Below are 15,995 nucleotides of genomic sequence, written 5' to 3' on the forward strand. Positions count from 1 at the left end.
CAGACGGGTGCCGGACACAACCGCCCGAGGGAGGCGGGCCGGCTCCACGACAACCGGAAAATCCGCAGTGGAGGGGCACATGTTGATTCTCAAGCGCAACCTGCTGAGCGCAGCGTTGGCGTCGGCAATCCTGGTGACCGCGCAGGCCGCGCACGCACAGTCGGCGGCCGCACCGCCGCCCGCCGACGGCGACGCGCAGGCGCTGGACACCGCAACCCTCGTCGCGCAGGTCGACGCCGACACCCGCACGCGCGACGACGGCGAAGCCACCGAGCTCGACCAGGTCGTCGTCACCGGCATTCGCGCCGGCATCGAAAGCGCGATCGAGGTCAAGCGCGAATCCACCTCCATCGTCGACGTGGTCTCGTCCGAAGATCTCGGCAAGCTGCCCGACATCTCCATCGCCGACTCCATCGCGCGCCTGCCCGGCCTTGCCGCGCAGCGCGTGGCCGGGCGCGCGTCCACCGTCAGCATCCGCGGCCTGTCGAGCGACTACGGCACCACCCTGCTCAACGGCCGCGAGCAGGTCAGCGTGGGCGACAACCGCGGCGTGGAGTTCGACCAGTTCCCGTCCGAGCTGATCAACCAGGTGGTGGTGTACAAGACGCCGGACGCCTCGCTCGTCGGCCAGGGCCTCTCGGGCACGGTCGACCTGCGCACGGTGCGGCCGCTGTCGTTCCTCGACCGCACCGTCGCGTTCAACGTGCGCGGCGAGAAAAATTCGCTCGGCGAACTCAACGGCGATTCGGACGACATGGGCAGCCGCGTCAGCGCGTTCTACGTCGACCAGTTCGCCGACGACCGCCTCGGCATCGCGCTCGGTTACGCGCGCCTGGATTCGCCGGGCCAGGCCGAACGCTGGGAATCCTACGGCTACCCGACCGACAACGCCGGCTCGCCCGGCAACTTCGTGCTCGGCGGCAGCAAGTCGATGGCCTCGTCCACCGACAACGTGCGCCAGGGCCTGATGGGCGTGCTCGAATTCAACGCGAGCGACACCTACTCCACCGTGCTGGACGTGTACTACTCGAAGTTCGAGAAGGCCGAAACCACGCGCTTCCTCGAAGCGGGCCTGGGCTGGTCCGGCGCGCAACTGATCAACCCCGTCGTCGAAAACGGCGCGGTGGTCGGCGGCACCTTTACCGGCGTGCGGCCGGTGATCCGCAACGATCTCAACGAAGGCGACGACAAGCTCTTCGCCATCGGCTGGAACAACCAGTTCACCTTCTCCGAGGACTGGAGCGCCGAACTCGACCTCAGCCATTCGAAAGCCGACCGCAACGAAAGCATTCTCGAAACCTACGCCGGCGCGCGTGCGGGCGTGTTCGACACGGTCGACTTCCGCCTCGATCCCGAGGGCCCGCCGTCGCTGAGCTTCGGCGCGGACTACACCGATCCGGCCTACGTCGTGCTCACCGATCCGGGCGGCTGGGGCCAGGACGGCTACATCAAGACGCCGCAGGTGGAAGACGAGCTCACCTCGTACCGCGGCAGCGTCGAGCGCTCGTTCGCGGACGGCCCGTTCCGCAGCGTGGAGTTCGGCCTCAACTACGCCGATCGCGAGAAAACCCGCAGCGTGCCGGAGGCCTTCCTCGACCTGCTGGCCGACGAGACCACCGTGCCCGGCGGCCTGCTGCTGAACCCGGTGGACCTGAGCTTCAGCGGCATCCCGGGCAGCCTCGCGTACGACATCAACGATGTGCTCGCGCAGTTCTACACCCTGCGCGACAACATCAACGCCGACATCGTCAACAAGCAGTGGACGGTGCAGGAAAAGATGACCACCGGCTACGCCCAGCTCAACATCGATACCGACCTGGGTTCGGTCGGCATGCGCGGCAACATCGGCGTGCAGGCGGTGCAGACCGACCAGAGCTCGAACGGCTTCATCGTGCTGCAGGGCAACGCCGCCGAGGCCATTCCGTACGACGGCGGCGCCGACTACACCGACTACCTGCCGAGCCTCAACCTCGCGTTCGGATTCCCGTCGGACAACACGTTGCGTCTCGGCCTCGGCCGCCAGATGGCACGCCCGCGCATCGACCAGATGCGCGCCAACAACAACACCAGCCTCGAATTCACCGGCGTGAACCAGGGCCGCTGGACACGCAGCGGCGGCAACCCGGAACTGGAGCCGTGGATCGCCAACGCGGTGGACCTGAGCTGGGAAAAATACTTCGCCGAACGCGGTTACGTGAGCCTGGCCTACTTCTACAAGGATCTGCGCACCTACGTGTACGACCTCACCACGTCGTTCGACACCGCCGGTCTGCCGATCCCCGACGGTTACGAAGGCCCCACGCCCGATCCGGTGGGTTTCTACACCCGTCCGGCCAACGGCGAGGGCGGCACCATCAAGGGCTATGAGTTTTCGCTCTCCGTGCCGTTCGACCTGTTCACGCCGGCGCTCGAAGGCTTCGGTTTCATCGCCAACTATTCGGACACCAGCAGCTCGATCAAGCGCCTCGGCCCCGACGGCCCGGACGAGCCGATCGCGGGGCTCTCGGAGAAGGTGCAGAACATCGCGGTGTACTTCGAACGCGCCGGTTTCTCAACGCGCGTGAGCCAGCGCAAGCGCTCGGATTTCCTCGGCGAGATCCAGGGCTTCGGCGCCGACCGCGCGCAGGTCTACATCGACGGCGAATCGGTGGTGGATCTGCAGATCGGCTACTCGTTCGGCGAAGGTGCGTTCGACGGCGTCTCGGTGCTGCTGCAGGCCAACAACGTCACCAACGAACCGTACCGGCAGTACTTCCCCGGCAACGGCCTGACCCAGCGCTACGAGGAATACGGCCGCCAGTACCTGCTGGGCGTCTCCTACAAATTCTGACGGCACGTCCCCGCCGTCAGCGTTCGGGACCCGCCGGCTCGCGCCGGCGGGTTTTTTTCATCACGGCATGTTCACATCGCGGCGCCGCATCGGCCTATCCTTGGCATGCCGTCCGTCGCGGTCTGCGCGCCGTCGCGCACGGCGTCCGCCGACCCATGACGATGGATCCTGCGATGTGCCGAAACATCAAGACGCTCTTCAACTTCGCTCCGCCCGCCACCGAGCAGGAAGTGCGGGCCGCCGCGCTGCAGTTCGTGCGCAAGCTCAGCGGCTTCAACGCGCCATCGAAAGCCAACCAGGCCGCATTCGATGCCGCGGTGGGCGAGGTAACCGACGCCGCCCGGACGCTGCTCGCCTCGCTCGTGACGCAGGCCGTCCCGCGCGACCGCGACGTGGAAGCCGCGCGTGCACGCGAACGTTCCGCGCTGCGCTTCGCACCCCGCACCTGAGCAGGACACGCACATGACCGACACCGCCGCCGACATCGGCCAAGTCGCCATCACGGTAAGCGACGTCGACAGCGCGCTCGCATTCTACCGCGATGCGCTCGGCCTGAGCTTCCTCTTCAGCCCCGCGCCGACGCTTGCCTTTCTCGCCGCCGGCCCGGTGCGCATCATGCTCACCACACCGCAGGGCGCCGGTGCCGTGGGCGCGAACTCGATCCTGTACTTCAAGGTGCAGGACATCGAGGCCACCTACGCCGCCATCGTGGCGCGCGGCGCCACCGCCGAGCGCGCGCCGCAACTGGCCGCACAGCTGCCGGACCACGCGCTGTGGACCGGCTTCGTGCGCGATCCCGACGGCAACCTCGTCGGGCTCATGGAAGAACGGCGCTGACGGCATTGCGTGGCCGCGCTCGCTGCGGGCTCCGCGTTACTCCGCGGCCTGTTTCGCGATCTGCGCGTCGAGCGCGGCCTCGGTGCGATCGGCGTACCGCGCGCAGGCCGTCGCGTCGATCAGCGTGCCGGCCTCGATGCGCTCGAACAGGCCCGATGCCTCCGGGTGCGGCGTGACCAGCACATCGCACGGCAGCGCGCGCAGCGTCGCGAACGCGCGCCGGAACTGCGCCACGGTGTCGGCCGCGCGCGGATCGTCGACCAGACGGTAGCCCGGCGCCGTGAGGCTGTCGGCAAACACCATCGTCACAGGTTTGCCTTCCACGGTGTCGGCCCACGTCCACGTGGTGCTGCCCGGCGTGTGCCCCGGCGTTGCGTGCGCGCGCAGCGACACATCGCCCACCGTCACCGCATCGCCGTCGCCGATGCGCACGTCCACCTCCGCCGGCGGGTAGGGCAGATCGTCGCCGAAAAACAGATCGTTGCGGCCACCGTCCGCGAGCAGCGACGCACTCGCCTCCAGCGCATGCACGCGCGCGCCGGTGCGCGCCCGGATCGCGGCGATGGCCCCGACATGATCGGCATGCGCGTGGCTCGTGACGATGGCCTTCACGTCCTCCGGCCGCACCCCCACCGCGTCGAGATTCGCAAGCACCGCCTCCGCCGACGCCGGCACGCCGGTATCGAGCAGGATGCTGCCCGCCTCTCCGCGCACCACCAGCACGGAAATCCCCGCCGTGCCGACGTACCACGTGCGCTCGCCCAGCCGCACCGGGGCATGCGGTGCGGACCACGACGCCGGCTGCGCTGCGGACACGGGAAACACGATCAGACAGACAGAACACGCAATCGAAACAGCGGCGGCGCTGAGAAACAACGACATGGCAGACATCCGGACGAAAGGGCCGTGCAGTCTAGGCCGCATGCCCGGGCAGCCCGCGGGCGAGCAGAAGGCAATCCGAGGGCACTGCAACGGCACGACCCCAACGCGCGACCGCCTCCGTCCGATGACGAACGCTGTCTCCTCACCCGGCATTGACCCCGGCGTTACGCCCCACAAAGCGACATGCGATTCGACCACGCGGCCTTGATCGCAAAGGAATTTTCGATGCGAAGGACCGCGTTACACCCCAGTGTTATGCGACACTGGGACGGTGTCGAATAGGTGTCAGACGGCAGGAGAAACCATGCAGGTACGTGAGGTATCAAAGGCAGATGCACTGGCTCTTTCCTGCCAGCCGGAAGGCCACTTCTATGATCGGAAGGCCGCTCAAATAAAGGGCGCCAAACTTCAGAAGATCGTTTGCGCATTTGCGAACGCAGACGGCGGCGACGTCTACGTTGGCATCGCGGACGACAAGGACCAGGCAGACCCGGAGAAGCGGTGGGCTGGCGCGCCCAGCATGGAGGAATTCAATCAGCTTATCCAATCTTTAATGGAGCTATCTCCGTCACCGCCAATGACCTTGGAGTTTCTAAGATCATCACTTTCGGAAAATTACGTTCTTCATATCCAAGTCGATAAAAGTCAGTCCGTTCACCAAACAGCAGACGGAACTGTGTACGAGCGCAAAGGCGCGCAGTCCCTTCCCATCAGAGAGGCAGAGAGAATCACTGCACTAGGATTTGCGAAGGGCGCGTCTTCCTATGAAGACATGCAAGTTGACTCCGCGGACGCGGAAGATGTGGTGGACTCAGATGAAATCAACGTATTTTTGGGCGAATACTCGCCTAAAACTGATCCGCTCGATCTTTCACTCAACAAGGGACTGATCGATCGCAAGACTTTCAAGCCAAAAGCCTGCGGACTGCTGCTTTTTTCAAATGAGCCGAGCGTTGTCATTCCGAAGAAATGCTCTGTAAAGATTATCAGATACGAAACTAAAGAAGATGATCCGGAGCGCGATCACTTGGGATTTACTGAGACCATTGAAGGGCCTCTGTATCCGCTGATACGTGCTTCTGTCGAGCGCGTGACTGAAATAATGTCCTCTATCAATGTCTGGACTACGGATGGCGCAAAATCAATGCAGTACCCACCAGAGACTCTCTGGGAGATTGTGGTCAATGCAGTGATTCATCGCGATTACTCGGTTTCGGATGATGTCCAAATCCTTATCTTCGACAACCGTATTGAGGTGCTCAGCCCGGGACGGTTGCCTGGCTTCGTAAGCCGAGAGAACATTCTTGACGTGCGGTATGCGCGAAATCCGAAGATTGTAGGCATGCTTTCGAAGTACAAGAATGCGCCAAACAAAGACATTGGAGAGGGCCTTAATACGGCCTTTCAGAAGATGAAAGAGTGGAAGATGCGCAACCCGGAGATCCTTGAAGAGGACAACTATGTCCGAGTTGTTATTCCACACGCATCCCTTGCCACCCCGCAGGAGGCGATCATGGAATTCCTCTCCAAGAATACAATAATTACAAATAAGCAGGCGCGAGACATTACCGGCATAAAAAGCGAAAACGCAGTCAAATCAGAGTTCTACAAGCTTCGGGATGCGGGAAGCATTGAGATGATCCCCGAACTTAAGGGCAACAAGGCCGCGTGGCGACTTAAAGCGAAATGACCGGCCTGCCGTCTAACAGTTCGTTCAAGCCGACGCCACTTCGTGGCGCGGCTTAACTCAGGTGTTAGGCCCTCAGGAAACTTCAATGCGCTGCCCAACCTGTAAACGTGAGTTCTACCCGCAACCAGATCACATCGGCACCTATTGGGAAGACCAAGAAGAAGGTACGGATGGTGCGTTCAAGTTCACGATCCAGCAGTGTCCGTCTTGCTACGAGACGATAGTTGTCCGCGAGTCCGGAAGAGGCTACTTGATCGGTGAAAATCTTATTTTTCATGAAGCAGCCGAATCGCTGATCATATATCCAGAGCAAAATGATTTTTCCGTTGCGCCTGAGGTTCCTGCTGATTTCGCGGCCGATCTCCAGGAAGCAAACGCAGCGCTTGACTATAGTGCCAAAGCCAGTGCTGCGCTCTCGCGCAGGCTGCTACAGAAGGTGCTTCGCGAGAAGCTTGGCATAACTAAGCACGACTTGTCTAAAGAGATTGATGAGTTTATCGCTTCATCAAAAGCGCCCACTTACCTCACCGACGCGATAGATGCTGTCCGTCAGATTGGAAATTTTGCAGCACATCCTATTAAGTACACCAATACCGGAGAGATAGTTGACGTAGAGCCCGGGGAGGCGGAGTGGATTCTAGAGGTGGTGGACTCTCTCTTCGACTTCGTGTTTGTGCAACCCGCAAAACTTGAGCAACGCAGGACGTCCCTCAACCAAAAGCTTCAAGAGATGGGTAAGCCAGCACTCAAAGGGGCCTAACAATTCATTCAAGCCGACGCCGTTTCGCGGCGCGGCTTAACTCAGGTGTTATACCCCAATGAATGCATCTCGGCAAGCCAAGCTAGAGACTCAGCTCGCGGCCACCGAGGGTGAGCTGCTTGAGTTGCTTGCTGCCGCGCTGCCGCAAACCGCACAGCATGGAGACACGTTGTTTTTCAACTCCGCGTTCCACCCCGATTACGTTCGGACACACCAGATCGGCGACCGCAACGAGCGGCTCTTATCGCTGGCTAGTGAGGCAGTGGCACTCCGGGAGCAAATTGGCCTGCCAGTTCTTGGCTCCGCTGGACAACTCTTTCTCTCAGCATGCAGTGAGGCGTCCAATTCGGCCAATGACAATCGCCGTGGCCCACGTAAGCTTGCCGCTTGGTTGCTAGGAGAATTGTGGCCTAACAATTCATTCAAGCCGACGCCGCTTCGCGGCGCGGCTTAATTCAGGTGTTATGCCCGATGTTAAAGTTCGTCTTAAGCCTGCTGATCCTCAGTACATCTCTTCATGCGACGGAGTCAGCCTTGTCGAACGCTAAGACTGAGTGCGAGAACCTCATGAATACTGCGGTACCCTTCGCGGAGAAAATGCTCGCGGAGCACGGTGAGTTCTTTCCCTACGGCCAGGTGCTGTCACCAGACGGGTCGATTGTCGCTGTCGCGGCATCCACGGGTTCCGAGCGTCCGAAGTCGCAGACAATCATTGACCTCTTGAAGCAGGGGTTTGCAAAGGGCGCGAAGTATGGCACGTACAGAGCAACAGCACTCGTTTACGACGCCAAGGTTTCAATACCTTCCTCGGGAGAGAAGTCCGATGCCATCGCCGTCGAGCTCGACCACGTTGAGCGCTACTCCGTCGTTGTCTACCTTCCCTACTCGCTGCACAATGGACAGATCACATATGGAGAGGTGTTTGCCCAACGAGGTTCCGGCAAAGTCTTTGATGCGGAGTAGGCGCATAACTATGTGTTCAAGCCGACCGCCGAGGAAGTTGCTCTATCATCCACACGCTGTCGCGCGGCGGCGGCTTAACACGGCGTTAGATGCTCTTGGGAGCAAATATGCATCGGAAAATTGCAGCTGCCATATTCCTCGCCGCTTCCGGCTCCGCAACAGCCGCGACGCCCGTTAGTCCGTCAGATCTGGCTGGTACTTGGCGGTGTGGCCCAACTGTCATGCAGGGACCGGGCTTCACCGTCACGGTAACTGATGAAACAACTAGGCTTCCGGACGGCACTTTCACTGGTCACACCCGCAGCGTAATCTCGTCTCCAGGCAAGGTGCCTCTTACACTTCAAGATCGCAGTGCCGGCACTTGGGAGCTTGCAGGTGACGTAGTGAGGTCTCGGATTAACCATGTCGAGTTTCTCTCGGCATCAGATCCGTCGGTCACAAAGGAGGCCGGTCAGAAGGCGCAAGACGAGCAGCTGGCTAAGAAGTCCGTCTATGAGTCTCGCATCCTTGAGTTCAACGGCACGCGGTCGCGCTCCATTCCAGTCAACTCTATGTACAAAGAGGCGGCTGTCGAGTCTAACTGTGAGCGCATCTAACAATTCATTCAAGCCGACGCCGCTTCGCGGCGCGGCTTAACTTAGGTGTTAGAGCGCACTGCTTGGGGTTTCCGTGAACTCTGCAAAAACGCAAGGCAAAGCCGAAGTTCGGAAGTTGCGCGGTGCGATCACTCTAATCGCACTTGGGGCCGCCCTTGTTCACGTCCTCTGGCCGTGGCTTGCCATCGACTACGTAACGGTGCTTCTCCTTGTTCTTGCGCTTGTGCCATGGCTCGGCCCACTCATCAGTAGCATTGAAGTAGCAGGCATTGGCAAGGTTGAGCTGAGAGGAGAGGTCCAGAAAGCAGTTGAGGTGGCGTCTTCGGGTGCGTTGGAGCGCATAGGTCGCCTCGACTCAAGGCTTGTCGACTACTGGGAGCGCGAGGGAAACGTCAGGCCCGAGGCATCGGCTGATCACCTCGCACTCATTGAGCAAGCCGTTGCAGAGTTGGAGGCCGAATTCGCAATGTCCAGCGGAAGCGAAAGGCTAGCGGTCGGTCTGGCTCTTCGAGATGCCAACTGGAGGCTCCTTGCTCAAGCAAGAAAACATTACGGTTCGTCCGATCCGTATCAGAGGATTCGTGGCGAGGCGATCGAGCGATTCTCGAGCCTTGGGCGCTGAGCAGTCTTGTCAACTTTGGGGCGCTCTAACTATGCGTTCAAGCGGACCGCTGGGAGAGGCTTCCATGTTTCCTGGGGTGTGGTCGGCCAGCGGCCGCTTAACACGGCGTTAGCAGGCTGCTCGGTGAGCGTTTTGCGTCGTCGTCACACCGATTTCTGCTCTTGAGTGCGAGGTGGCGTGTGCAAGGCAGCGTGGATTGCACCGTGACGCCCGTTGCTAGGGCAGGCACTGCATCTTGTCGGGTCGCACTTACCATGGCAGGCTCGCAGAGCATGCGCGTCGCGGCTCGCAGCCTTCTAACTAGTCCTTCAAGCCGACCGCTGGGAGTTGGTCGCTTGATCCCCACGCCGTCGCGGGCGGCGGCTTAACTCCGGTGTTAGATCTCACTGTGATCTTCGTCGCAAACAATGAAGAGCAGTCCCTCATGGTCTTTCCGCCTGAGGCAGATGCAGTCGCTTACTGCGAGGGCCTGGATGTTGAGGCGGGGGAGTGGTTGTTCTGGGACAATGCGGGTAACCCGCTTGAGCCCCGCTTCGAAGTGCCAAACAAGCGCGGCTTGTTCACAGTACAAAACGGCACCTACCGCTTGGTTCCTGCCGCCTCACCGTATCGCGTCGAGCTTGCCGTAGCGCTCTCAGAGATCAGGCATTTCGAAGGCCCAGCCCTCTTCCTGTCGGAGGCAGTAGTGCGCAATCACATCGCGGTTTCTTCCATTCGACACGATGTTAGTCCTGGTGAGATCCAACTATGCGTTCAAGCGGACCGCGGGGAGAGGCCTTGATGATTCCTGATAAGTTGTCGGCCCGCGGCCGCTTAACGCGGTGTTAGCTGGCATGGCAACTGACTTCGCTGCGGTGATTTTTCAACTACCAGTTTTGTTGGGCGTGTTGGGACTTGCAGCAATCGCCTTTCTCGGTCGTGGGCGCGCAATCAGCCCTGCGTCATTTCTTGGGATTGGGAGGTCGCGCCTGGCTCTTGGCTTCCTGGCCGCAATCGCGGCGACACTCGCATATTCAGCCTTTGAGTCTTGGCAGCTGGGCCAAGAAAAAATTGCTCTTGGGCACGTCACAGCTGCGGAGGCAAGGACTCGCTGGGTTGGCTGGAGCCTCTACTTCTTTGTTCTTGCTACACCGTTTGTAGTTGCTGGCCTCACGGTTCTGGGTTTGCCGGCGCTCGCTGTGTTGCGCCGCTTTCGGTTCGCTTCGTTGGCGGGCATCCTCGCGACAGCGCTCCTATTCTCTGCAACCATGGCGGGGTGGGTACTTGTCGCGCCCCATAACCTATGGTGCTCCTCGCATCCATCTGCCTGCGCAATAGAATCTTTTAGCGCGGCGGCTGGCCTCAGCATTCCTGTTGCAGTCGCCTTCGCGCTTGGCGCACGTTTGCCGTGGCTACGAAGCGCATCGCTACAAGCTAACAATTCGTCCAAGCCGACGCCGCTTCGCGGCGCGCCTTAATTCAGCAACTGTCTTGTGCGGAGAGGTTTCACGCTCCCTCCAACGCGCCTCCAGCGCCGCGTAGTTCGTCACGCCTCCGCGCGTTCACGATCGTCAGCAGCTTGCGCATGCAGGCCACCAACGCCACCTTTCCGAGCTTCCCTCGCGCACGCAGCTGTTGGTAGTGCGCCCGGAGGGTTGGATCCCAGCGCACGGCCGAAAGGGTTGCCATGTACAGCGCGACGCGCACCGGCGCGCGACCCCCGCGAATGCGGCGTTTGCCCTGCGTCTGTCCGCTGTCTCGGTTCATCGGCGCCACGCCGACGAGCTTTGCGATCTGCTGGCGCGTGAGCGTGCCAAGTTCGGGCAACAAGGCTAGGCTCGTTGCCTGAAAGATCGGGCCCATGCCTTTCGACGAACGAAGTGCCGGGGTGGTGTGTGTCTTGAGTAGTGTATGCATTGCTCGATCGATGGCGGCCAGTTCAAGCCGACCGCTGAGAGTTGCTCGCTTCATCCGCACGCTCTCGGGCGGCGGCTTAACTTAGGTGGTTAGCCATCACGAACTTACCTATATGCGGCTCATATATCTCATTGAAGGCCCAGTTGGCGCAGGCAAGTCAACGTACGCCTCAGCTCTTGCATCGCGGATTGGTGGTGTTCACATCGCGCTTGACGAGTGGTTCGCGCGGCTGTTCAGCCCAGATCGACCCAGCGTCGATGTGATGCCTTGGTACCTTGCCCGCAAAGAGCGTCTTGCGCAACACATTTGGACTCACGCCCAGGCGCTGCTCGGGTCCGGAACGACGCCCATTCTCGAACTCGGGCTCGTTCAAAGGCAAAGCCGGGAGGCCTTTTATGAGCAAGCTCGCCTCGCGGAGATTGAACTCAAAGTCCATGTTCTCGAGGCGCCACGTGAGGTTCGCCGCGAACGAGTCGCTCGTCGGAATGTCGAGAAGGGCCCCACCTTCTCAATGGTCGTTTCTGATGCAATCTTCGAGCTCGCCAGCGACATGTGGCAGAGCCCGGACGCCATCGAGCTTCTGGAACATCGAATCGAAGTCGTATCCACTGAGCTTGCGCTGTGATGGCTAACAGGTCGGTCGATCCGGAGGCATCGGGCGGTCTTCGCGGCAGACGCAGGGTTCGTTGCTACAGTTGCGGCCGGGACGGTGCGGCTTGCCGTCCCGCGCACGGCATCACCGCTTGGGGAGAACGCAATGTATGGGCTGATCGGCAAGTTCAGGGCCGTGCCGGGGCAACGCGACGCGCTGGTTGCCATCCTTCTGGAGGATGTGTCGGCGATGCCGGGCTGCCTGAGTTATGTGGTCGCGCAGGATCCGGGCGATGCCGACGCGCTGTGGGTGACGGAAGTCTGGGACAGTCGGGCCAGTCACCAGGCGTCGCTGTCGCTGCCGCAGGTCAAGGACGCGATCGCGCGCGCCATGCCGCTGATTGCGGGGTTAGACCAGCACATCGAGACCGTGCCGGCGGGTGGCTATGGCATCCGGGCCCCCGGCTGACGAACGGGTCGGGCCCGAGCCGGTGCTCGCGTGCGTTCGAGCGGGCGTCGGCCTTCGATCATCGCGTTGCGCTCGTCCGATCGCGTTTGCGCAGTCGGCTGTCGCGAGGGCTGCATCGATCCGCCTGCAACGCTGCGTTCGCGGTTGATCGCGCGCGGTACTTCGTTTCCTTGTCCACCGGATTGCCCATGCCACATCGCGCGTCGCGCCGCCGCTTTCTGCACACCGCATTGCTGGTTGCGGCGGCCCCGGCGCTGGCTCGCGCCGCGGTCGCGCCAGCACCGGCGTTCGGCCCCGGGTCGACCGCCGAGGAGGTGACGCGCGGCCTCGACCTGCGCGGCAAGACCGCCGTGGTGACGGGCTGCAACTCCGGCCTCGGCTTCGAGACGATGCGCGTGCTCGCGCAGCGCGGGGCGCATGTGATCGGCACCGCGCGCAGCGTCGAGAAGGGGCGCGACGCCTGCGCGCGCATCGAGGGTTCGGCCACGGCGGTGGTGCTCGATCTGGGCAATTTCGAGTCGGTGGTGGCCTGCACGCGCGCGATCGCCGCGCGCGAAGTGCCGATCGACATGCTGATCTGCAACGCCGGCATCGTGCTCGGCGAACACGAACAGGTGTACGGGCTGGAGAAGCAATTCGTGGTCAACCATCTGGGGCATTTCCTGTTCGCGCACCGGCTGATCGATCGGGTGCGCGCCGCGCCGCAGGGCCGCGTGGTGGTGCTCGGCAGCGGCGACCACCGCAACGCACCGCCGGGCGGCATCCAGTTCGACCGGCTCTCCGGCGAAGGGTGGCACGAGCGCGGCTACAGCCATTCCAAGCCCGCGAACGGGCTGTTCTCGCTGGAGCTGGCGCGGCGGTTGCGCGGCAGCGCGGCCACCTCGAACTGCGTGTCGCCGGGGCACGTGCGCACCAACATCCTGCGCAACGTCGGCAATGCCTACGGCGCGCACGCGCGCAGCGTCGGGCACGGTGCGGCGACGCCGTGCTACGTGGCCGCGCATCCGGCGATGGCCGGCATCAGCGGCGCGTTCCTGCGCGATTTCGCGCCGGCGGAGCAGAGTGCGGCGCAGACCGACGCGGCGATGGCCGCGACGCTGTGGCAGGTGTCGGAAGAGCTCACGCGGCCGTATCTGTCCTGAGCTGCAGGGCACGGACAGCACGCCGCGCATGGCCGGCCGTGCGTTGCACCGGCGCGTCACTCATTCGAACCCGTCCTCGAACTGCACGTTGTCGATCTGGCCGCGGATCTCGCCGCCGGACGATCCGGGCGCGGTCGAGTGCACGTTGAAGTACCACAGGCCGGACTTGAGTTCGGCGCGCTGCGCGGGCGTGATGGCGATCGGCCCCACCGTGAAGCTGTCGCTGCCGCTGCCGGACGTCGGCAGGTCGATGATCGGCGCGGCCGCGACGCGCCGTGGCGCCGGCCCGTGGATATGCACCGCCGTGTTGTTGCCGACGAGGCCCGAATAGTCGAGAAACACCACGATCGCATCCTGCGCGCCGTTGAGCGTGACGGTGCCGTGGCCGCGCGCGGCAGACGGGTTCGGCGGCGTTTCCTGGCCGCCGGTCAGGAAGGCTTCGATCACCTGCTGGTTCGAACTCTGCTCGAAGCCTGCGTGCACGATCGGCGCCGCGCCGGACAACAGGATCGGCGAGACGAAGACGTCGCCGCTGAAGTCCGCCACGTCGAGCCTGTCGCCGGGCACGGTGGCCGGTGCGCCGCCGTCGAGGATCTGGCCGGTGGCATCCAGGCCCTGCGTGGACACGGTGTCGGCGCCGCCACCCAGGGAGAGCTGCAGCCAGTGCGCGTTGGCGATGTCGACGACGAACGGGGACGGCGCCGACCGTGTCACCGCCACACGCGCGCCGGCCTGCGCGATCACGTAATCTTCCGCCGCGGCGTCGCCGTCGATCGCCACGACATCGCCGGGCGTCGCGCTGCCGCCGCCGCCGTCGAGCGTGACGAGGATCGCCGCCGCGGCCGCAGGGGCCAAGGTCAGCGTGTCGCTGCCGCCCCGGCCGTTGACCACGAGGCGGTCCGTGGTCGGTTCGGTGGCCTGCACGTCCAGCAGCAGCGCGCCGCGCGCAACGCGTACCGCATCCGTCGTCGCGGACACCGACAGTGCGTCGGCAGCGGTGCCGCCGTCGAGGCTGACGGCGTCGGCCTGGCCATCGCCGAGCGTCCCGCCGAGCGTGCCGGCGGTGAACACGCGCAGACGGCGCGCGTCGGTGGAAGCGAGATCGCCGATCGCGACGCTGTCGGCGCCGCCGAGCAGACGGATCTCGACCTGTTCGATCGCATCCATGTCCGTCACGATCGCGCCGATGTCGCGCGTCAACACCAGTCGCTGTCCGTTCGCCTGCAGCGCGATGGTTTCGTTCGCGTTGCTGGCGTTGAACTGCAGGGTGTCGCTGTCCGCCTGGCCTTCGAGCACGTCGCTGCCGTCGCCGGGGTCCCAGACGAACACGTCGTCGCCATCGCCGCCGAACGCGATGTCGGCGCCCTGGTTGCCGTCGAGCCGGTCGCTGCCGTTGCCGCCGAGCAGCACGTCGGCTCCGTTGCCGCCCAGCAGCGTGTCGGCGCCGTCGCCGCCGTCGAACGTCAGGGCGAACAGCGCGGCGACGTTGCCGCTGGCGTCGAGCGTGTCGTCGCCGCCCAGGCCCTCGATACGCACGCTCTCCGACGCCAGTGCGTGGATCAGCGCGAGTCCCTCGGCCGAGACGAAGGGCGTCGCGGCGTTCACTCGCAGGGCGTCGGCGCCGCCGCTACCGCGCGCGATCACCGTGTCGACGCCGGCACCGCCGGCGACCGACAGCGCCGCCACCCGTCCGGCCAGGCCGGCGCCGATCACGAGGGTGTCGTTTCCGTCGCCGCCGTCGAGGCCAAGGGTGTCGAACGCGGGCTCCATCGATGTGATCGTGACTCCGGTGAGCCCGGCAGCGACGACGACCGTGCCGGTGCCCGCATCGGCCGCGATGCTCTCCGCGCCGGCACCGCCGACGATCGACACGTGATCGGTCTGCGCGTCGCCGACGTCGCCGCCCGGCGCCGACGCCAGGCGGAGCGCGATCCGGGTCACGTCGGTGCTCGCGAGTGGATTGACCACGACGGTGTCGGCGCCGCCCAGCGCGTCGTACTCCACGCCTTCGAGGCCGTCGGCATCGATGCTCACCGCGCCGATGTTGCGGAAGAAGCGCAGGCGCTGGCCGTTGGCCGCGATGTCGATGACCTCGCCCGCCGCGGAGCCCGCGAACAGCAGCACGTCGTCGCCGCCCTGGCCTTCGACCACGTCGCTGCCATCGCCCGGCTGCCAGGCGGCGGTGTCGTCGCCGTCGCCGAGGAACAGCACGTCGCTGCCCTGGTTGCCGTCGACGGTGTCGTCGTCCGTCCCGCCCAGGAGCACGTCCGCGCCCGGCGAGCCGGCGATGGTGTCGTTGCCCGCGCCGCCGTCGACGGATCGCGTCGCGAGCGCGGTGAAGCTCGTCGCCACCACGCCGGTGATGTCGATGGCGTTCGCGCCCGGTCCGCCGCTGACGGCGAGTTCGGTGACCAGCGCGCAGGCGACGGCGCCGGTGTCCGGATCGGCGCCGTTGACCTGCACGTTGCCGCCGACCGCGGTGCATCCGACGGTGATCGCGTCGGCGCCATCGCTGACGACGGCGAGCTCGCCTGCGCCGAAGGCCGAGGTGACCGCGGCATGCGCCGGCGGGCTGCAGAGCAGTGCCACGACGAGCCAAGCGGACGGGCGGAACATCCTGGACATGATCGCGTCTCCGGCATGCACGGACGTGCGTGCATGGTACGCCGACGCGGGCGGGGCTGCGGTTTCGATGCGTTGCGCCCGCCGCGACGACG

General features: G+C 63.8%; 13 protein-coding genes and 1 pseudogene. 11 read left to right on the plus strand and 3 right to left on the minus strand.

The genetic code is table 11. The annotated features are described in order from the left end of the window. Positions 1 to 79: 79 nt before the first annotated feature. The 3 genes from HNQ52_RS06965 (at position 80) to HNQ52_RS06975 (ending at position 3,667) form a co-directional block, all read left to right on the plus strand. Complete coding sequence (locus HNQ52_RS06965; protein WP_183960381.1) at positions 80 to 2,830, plus strand: TonB-dependent receptor; 2,751 nt, start codon at positions 80 to 82, stop codon at positions 2,828 to 2,830. 173 nt (positions 2,831 to 3,003) lie between these two features. Next, positions 3,004 to 3,279, plus strand: coding sequence for a DUF2277 domain-containing protein (locus HNQ52_RS06970; RefSeq protein ID WP_183960382.1), 276 nt, complete (start codon positions 3,004 to 3,006; stop codon positions 3,277 to 3,279). 13 nt (positions 3,280 to 3,292) lie between these two features. Next, on the plus strand, positions 3,293 to 3,667 hold the full coding sequence (locus tag HNQ52_RS06975) for a VOC family protein (protein WP_183960383.1): 375 nt from the start codon (positions 3,293 to 3,295) through the stop codon (positions 3,665 to 3,667). 36 nt (positions 3,668 to 3,703) lie between these two features. Here HNQ52_RS06975 and bla read toward each other — a convergent pair whose 3' ends face one another. Then, the gene (gene bla / locus HNQ52_RS06980) at positions 3,704 to 4,549 is read right to left on the minus strand and encodes a subclass B3 metallo-beta-lactamase (protein WP_183960384.1); all 846 of its coding nucleotides are present in this window, start codon (positions 4,547 to 4,549) and stop codon (positions 3,704 to 3,706) included. A 304-nt stretch (positions 4,550 to 4,853) separates the two neighbouring features. Here bla and HNQ52_RS06985 point away from each other — a divergent pair, with 304 nt between their 5' ends. The 5 genes from HNQ52_RS06985 (at position 4,854) to HNQ52_RS07005 (ending at position 9,961) form a co-directional block, all read left to right on the plus strand. Further along, entirely contained in the window at positions 4,854 to 6,239 is a 1,386-nt protein-coding gene (locus HNQ52_RS06985; protein ID WP_183960385.1) for an RNA-binding domain-containing protein, read from the plus strand. A gap of 85 nt (positions 6,240 to 6,324) precedes the next feature. After that, positions 6,325 to 6,999, plus strand: a complete 675-nt coding sequence (locus tag HNQ52_RS06990) for a DUF4145 domain-containing protein (protein WP_183960386.1) — start codon at positions 6,325 to 6,327, stop codon at positions 6,997 to 6,999. 471 nt (positions 7,000 to 7,470) lie between these two features. Continuing rightward, positions 7,471 to 7,962, plus strand: coding sequence for a hypothetical protein (locus HNQ52_RS06995; RefSeq protein ID WP_183960387.1), 492 nt, complete (start codon positions 7,471 to 7,473; stop codon positions 7,960 to 7,962). Positions 7,963 to 8,631: 669 nt separating this feature from the next. Continuing rightward, entirely contained in the window at positions 8,632 to 9,180 is a 549-nt protein-coding gene (locus HNQ52_RS07000; protein WP_183960388.1) for a hypothetical protein, read from the plus strand. 373 nt (positions 9,181 to 9,553) lie between these two features. Further along, positions 9,554 to 9,961 carry a hypothetical protein gene (locus tag HNQ52_RS07005; RefSeq protein WP_183960389.1) on the plus strand — a complete coding sequence of 136 codons (408 nt, stop codon included), beginning with the start codon at positions 9,554 to 9,556 and terminating at the stop codon, positions 9,959 to 9,961. 704 nt (positions 9,962 to 10,665) lie between these two features. Here the strand turns inward: HNQ52_RS07005 and HNQ52_RS07010 are convergent. Continuing rightward, positions 10,666 to 11,040 (minus strand): annotated as a pseudogene (locus HNQ52_RS07010) (transposase); the annotation flags it as partial. 148 nt (positions 11,041 to 11,188) lie between these two features. On the opposite strand from HNQ52_RS07010, the gene HNQ52_RS07015 reads away from it, so the two are divergent. The 3 genes from HNQ52_RS07015 to HNQ52_RS07025 all read left to right on the plus strand — a co-directional run bounded on the left by HNQ52_RS07015 (position 11,189) and on the right by HNQ52_RS07025 (position 13,278). Beyond that, positions 11,189 to 11,701: a P-loop nucleotide/nucleoside kinase family protein gene (locus tag HNQ52_RS07015; RefSeq protein WP_183960391.1), complete on the plus strand. Its 513-nt coding sequence runs from the start codon at positions 11,189 to 11,191 to the stop codon at positions 11,699 to 11,701. A gap of 132 nt (positions 11,702 to 11,833) precedes the next feature. Next, a complete protein-coding gene (locus tag HNQ52_RS07020; protein WP_183960392.1) occupies positions 11,834 to 12,136 on the plus strand; it encodes a putative quinol monooxygenase in 303 nt (100 codons plus the stop codon). A 188-nt stretch (positions 12,137 to 12,324) separates the two neighbouring features. Further along, positions 12,325 to 13,278 carry an SDR family NAD(P)-dependent oxidoreductase gene (locus tag HNQ52_RS07025; RefSeq protein ID WP_183960393.1) on the plus strand — a complete coding sequence of 318 codons (954 nt, stop codon included), beginning with the start codon at positions 12,325 to 12,327 and terminating at the stop codon, positions 13,276 to 13,278. A 60-nt stretch (positions 13,279 to 13,338) separates the two neighbouring features. On the opposite strand, the gene HNQ52_RS17415 is transcribed toward HNQ52_RS07025, so the two are convergent. Then, entirely contained in the window at positions 13,339 to 15,903 is a 2,565-nt protein-coding gene (locus tag HNQ52_RS17415) for a CHRD domain-containing protein (RefSeq protein WP_183960394.1), read from the minus strand. Positions 15,904 to 15,995: the final 92 nt, after the last annotated feature.

The organism is Chiayiivirga flava, from assembly GCF_014202825.1.
GTDB lineage: Bacteria > Pseudomonadota > Gammaproteobacteria > Xanthomonadales > Xanthomonadaceae > Chiayiivirga > Chiayiivirga flava.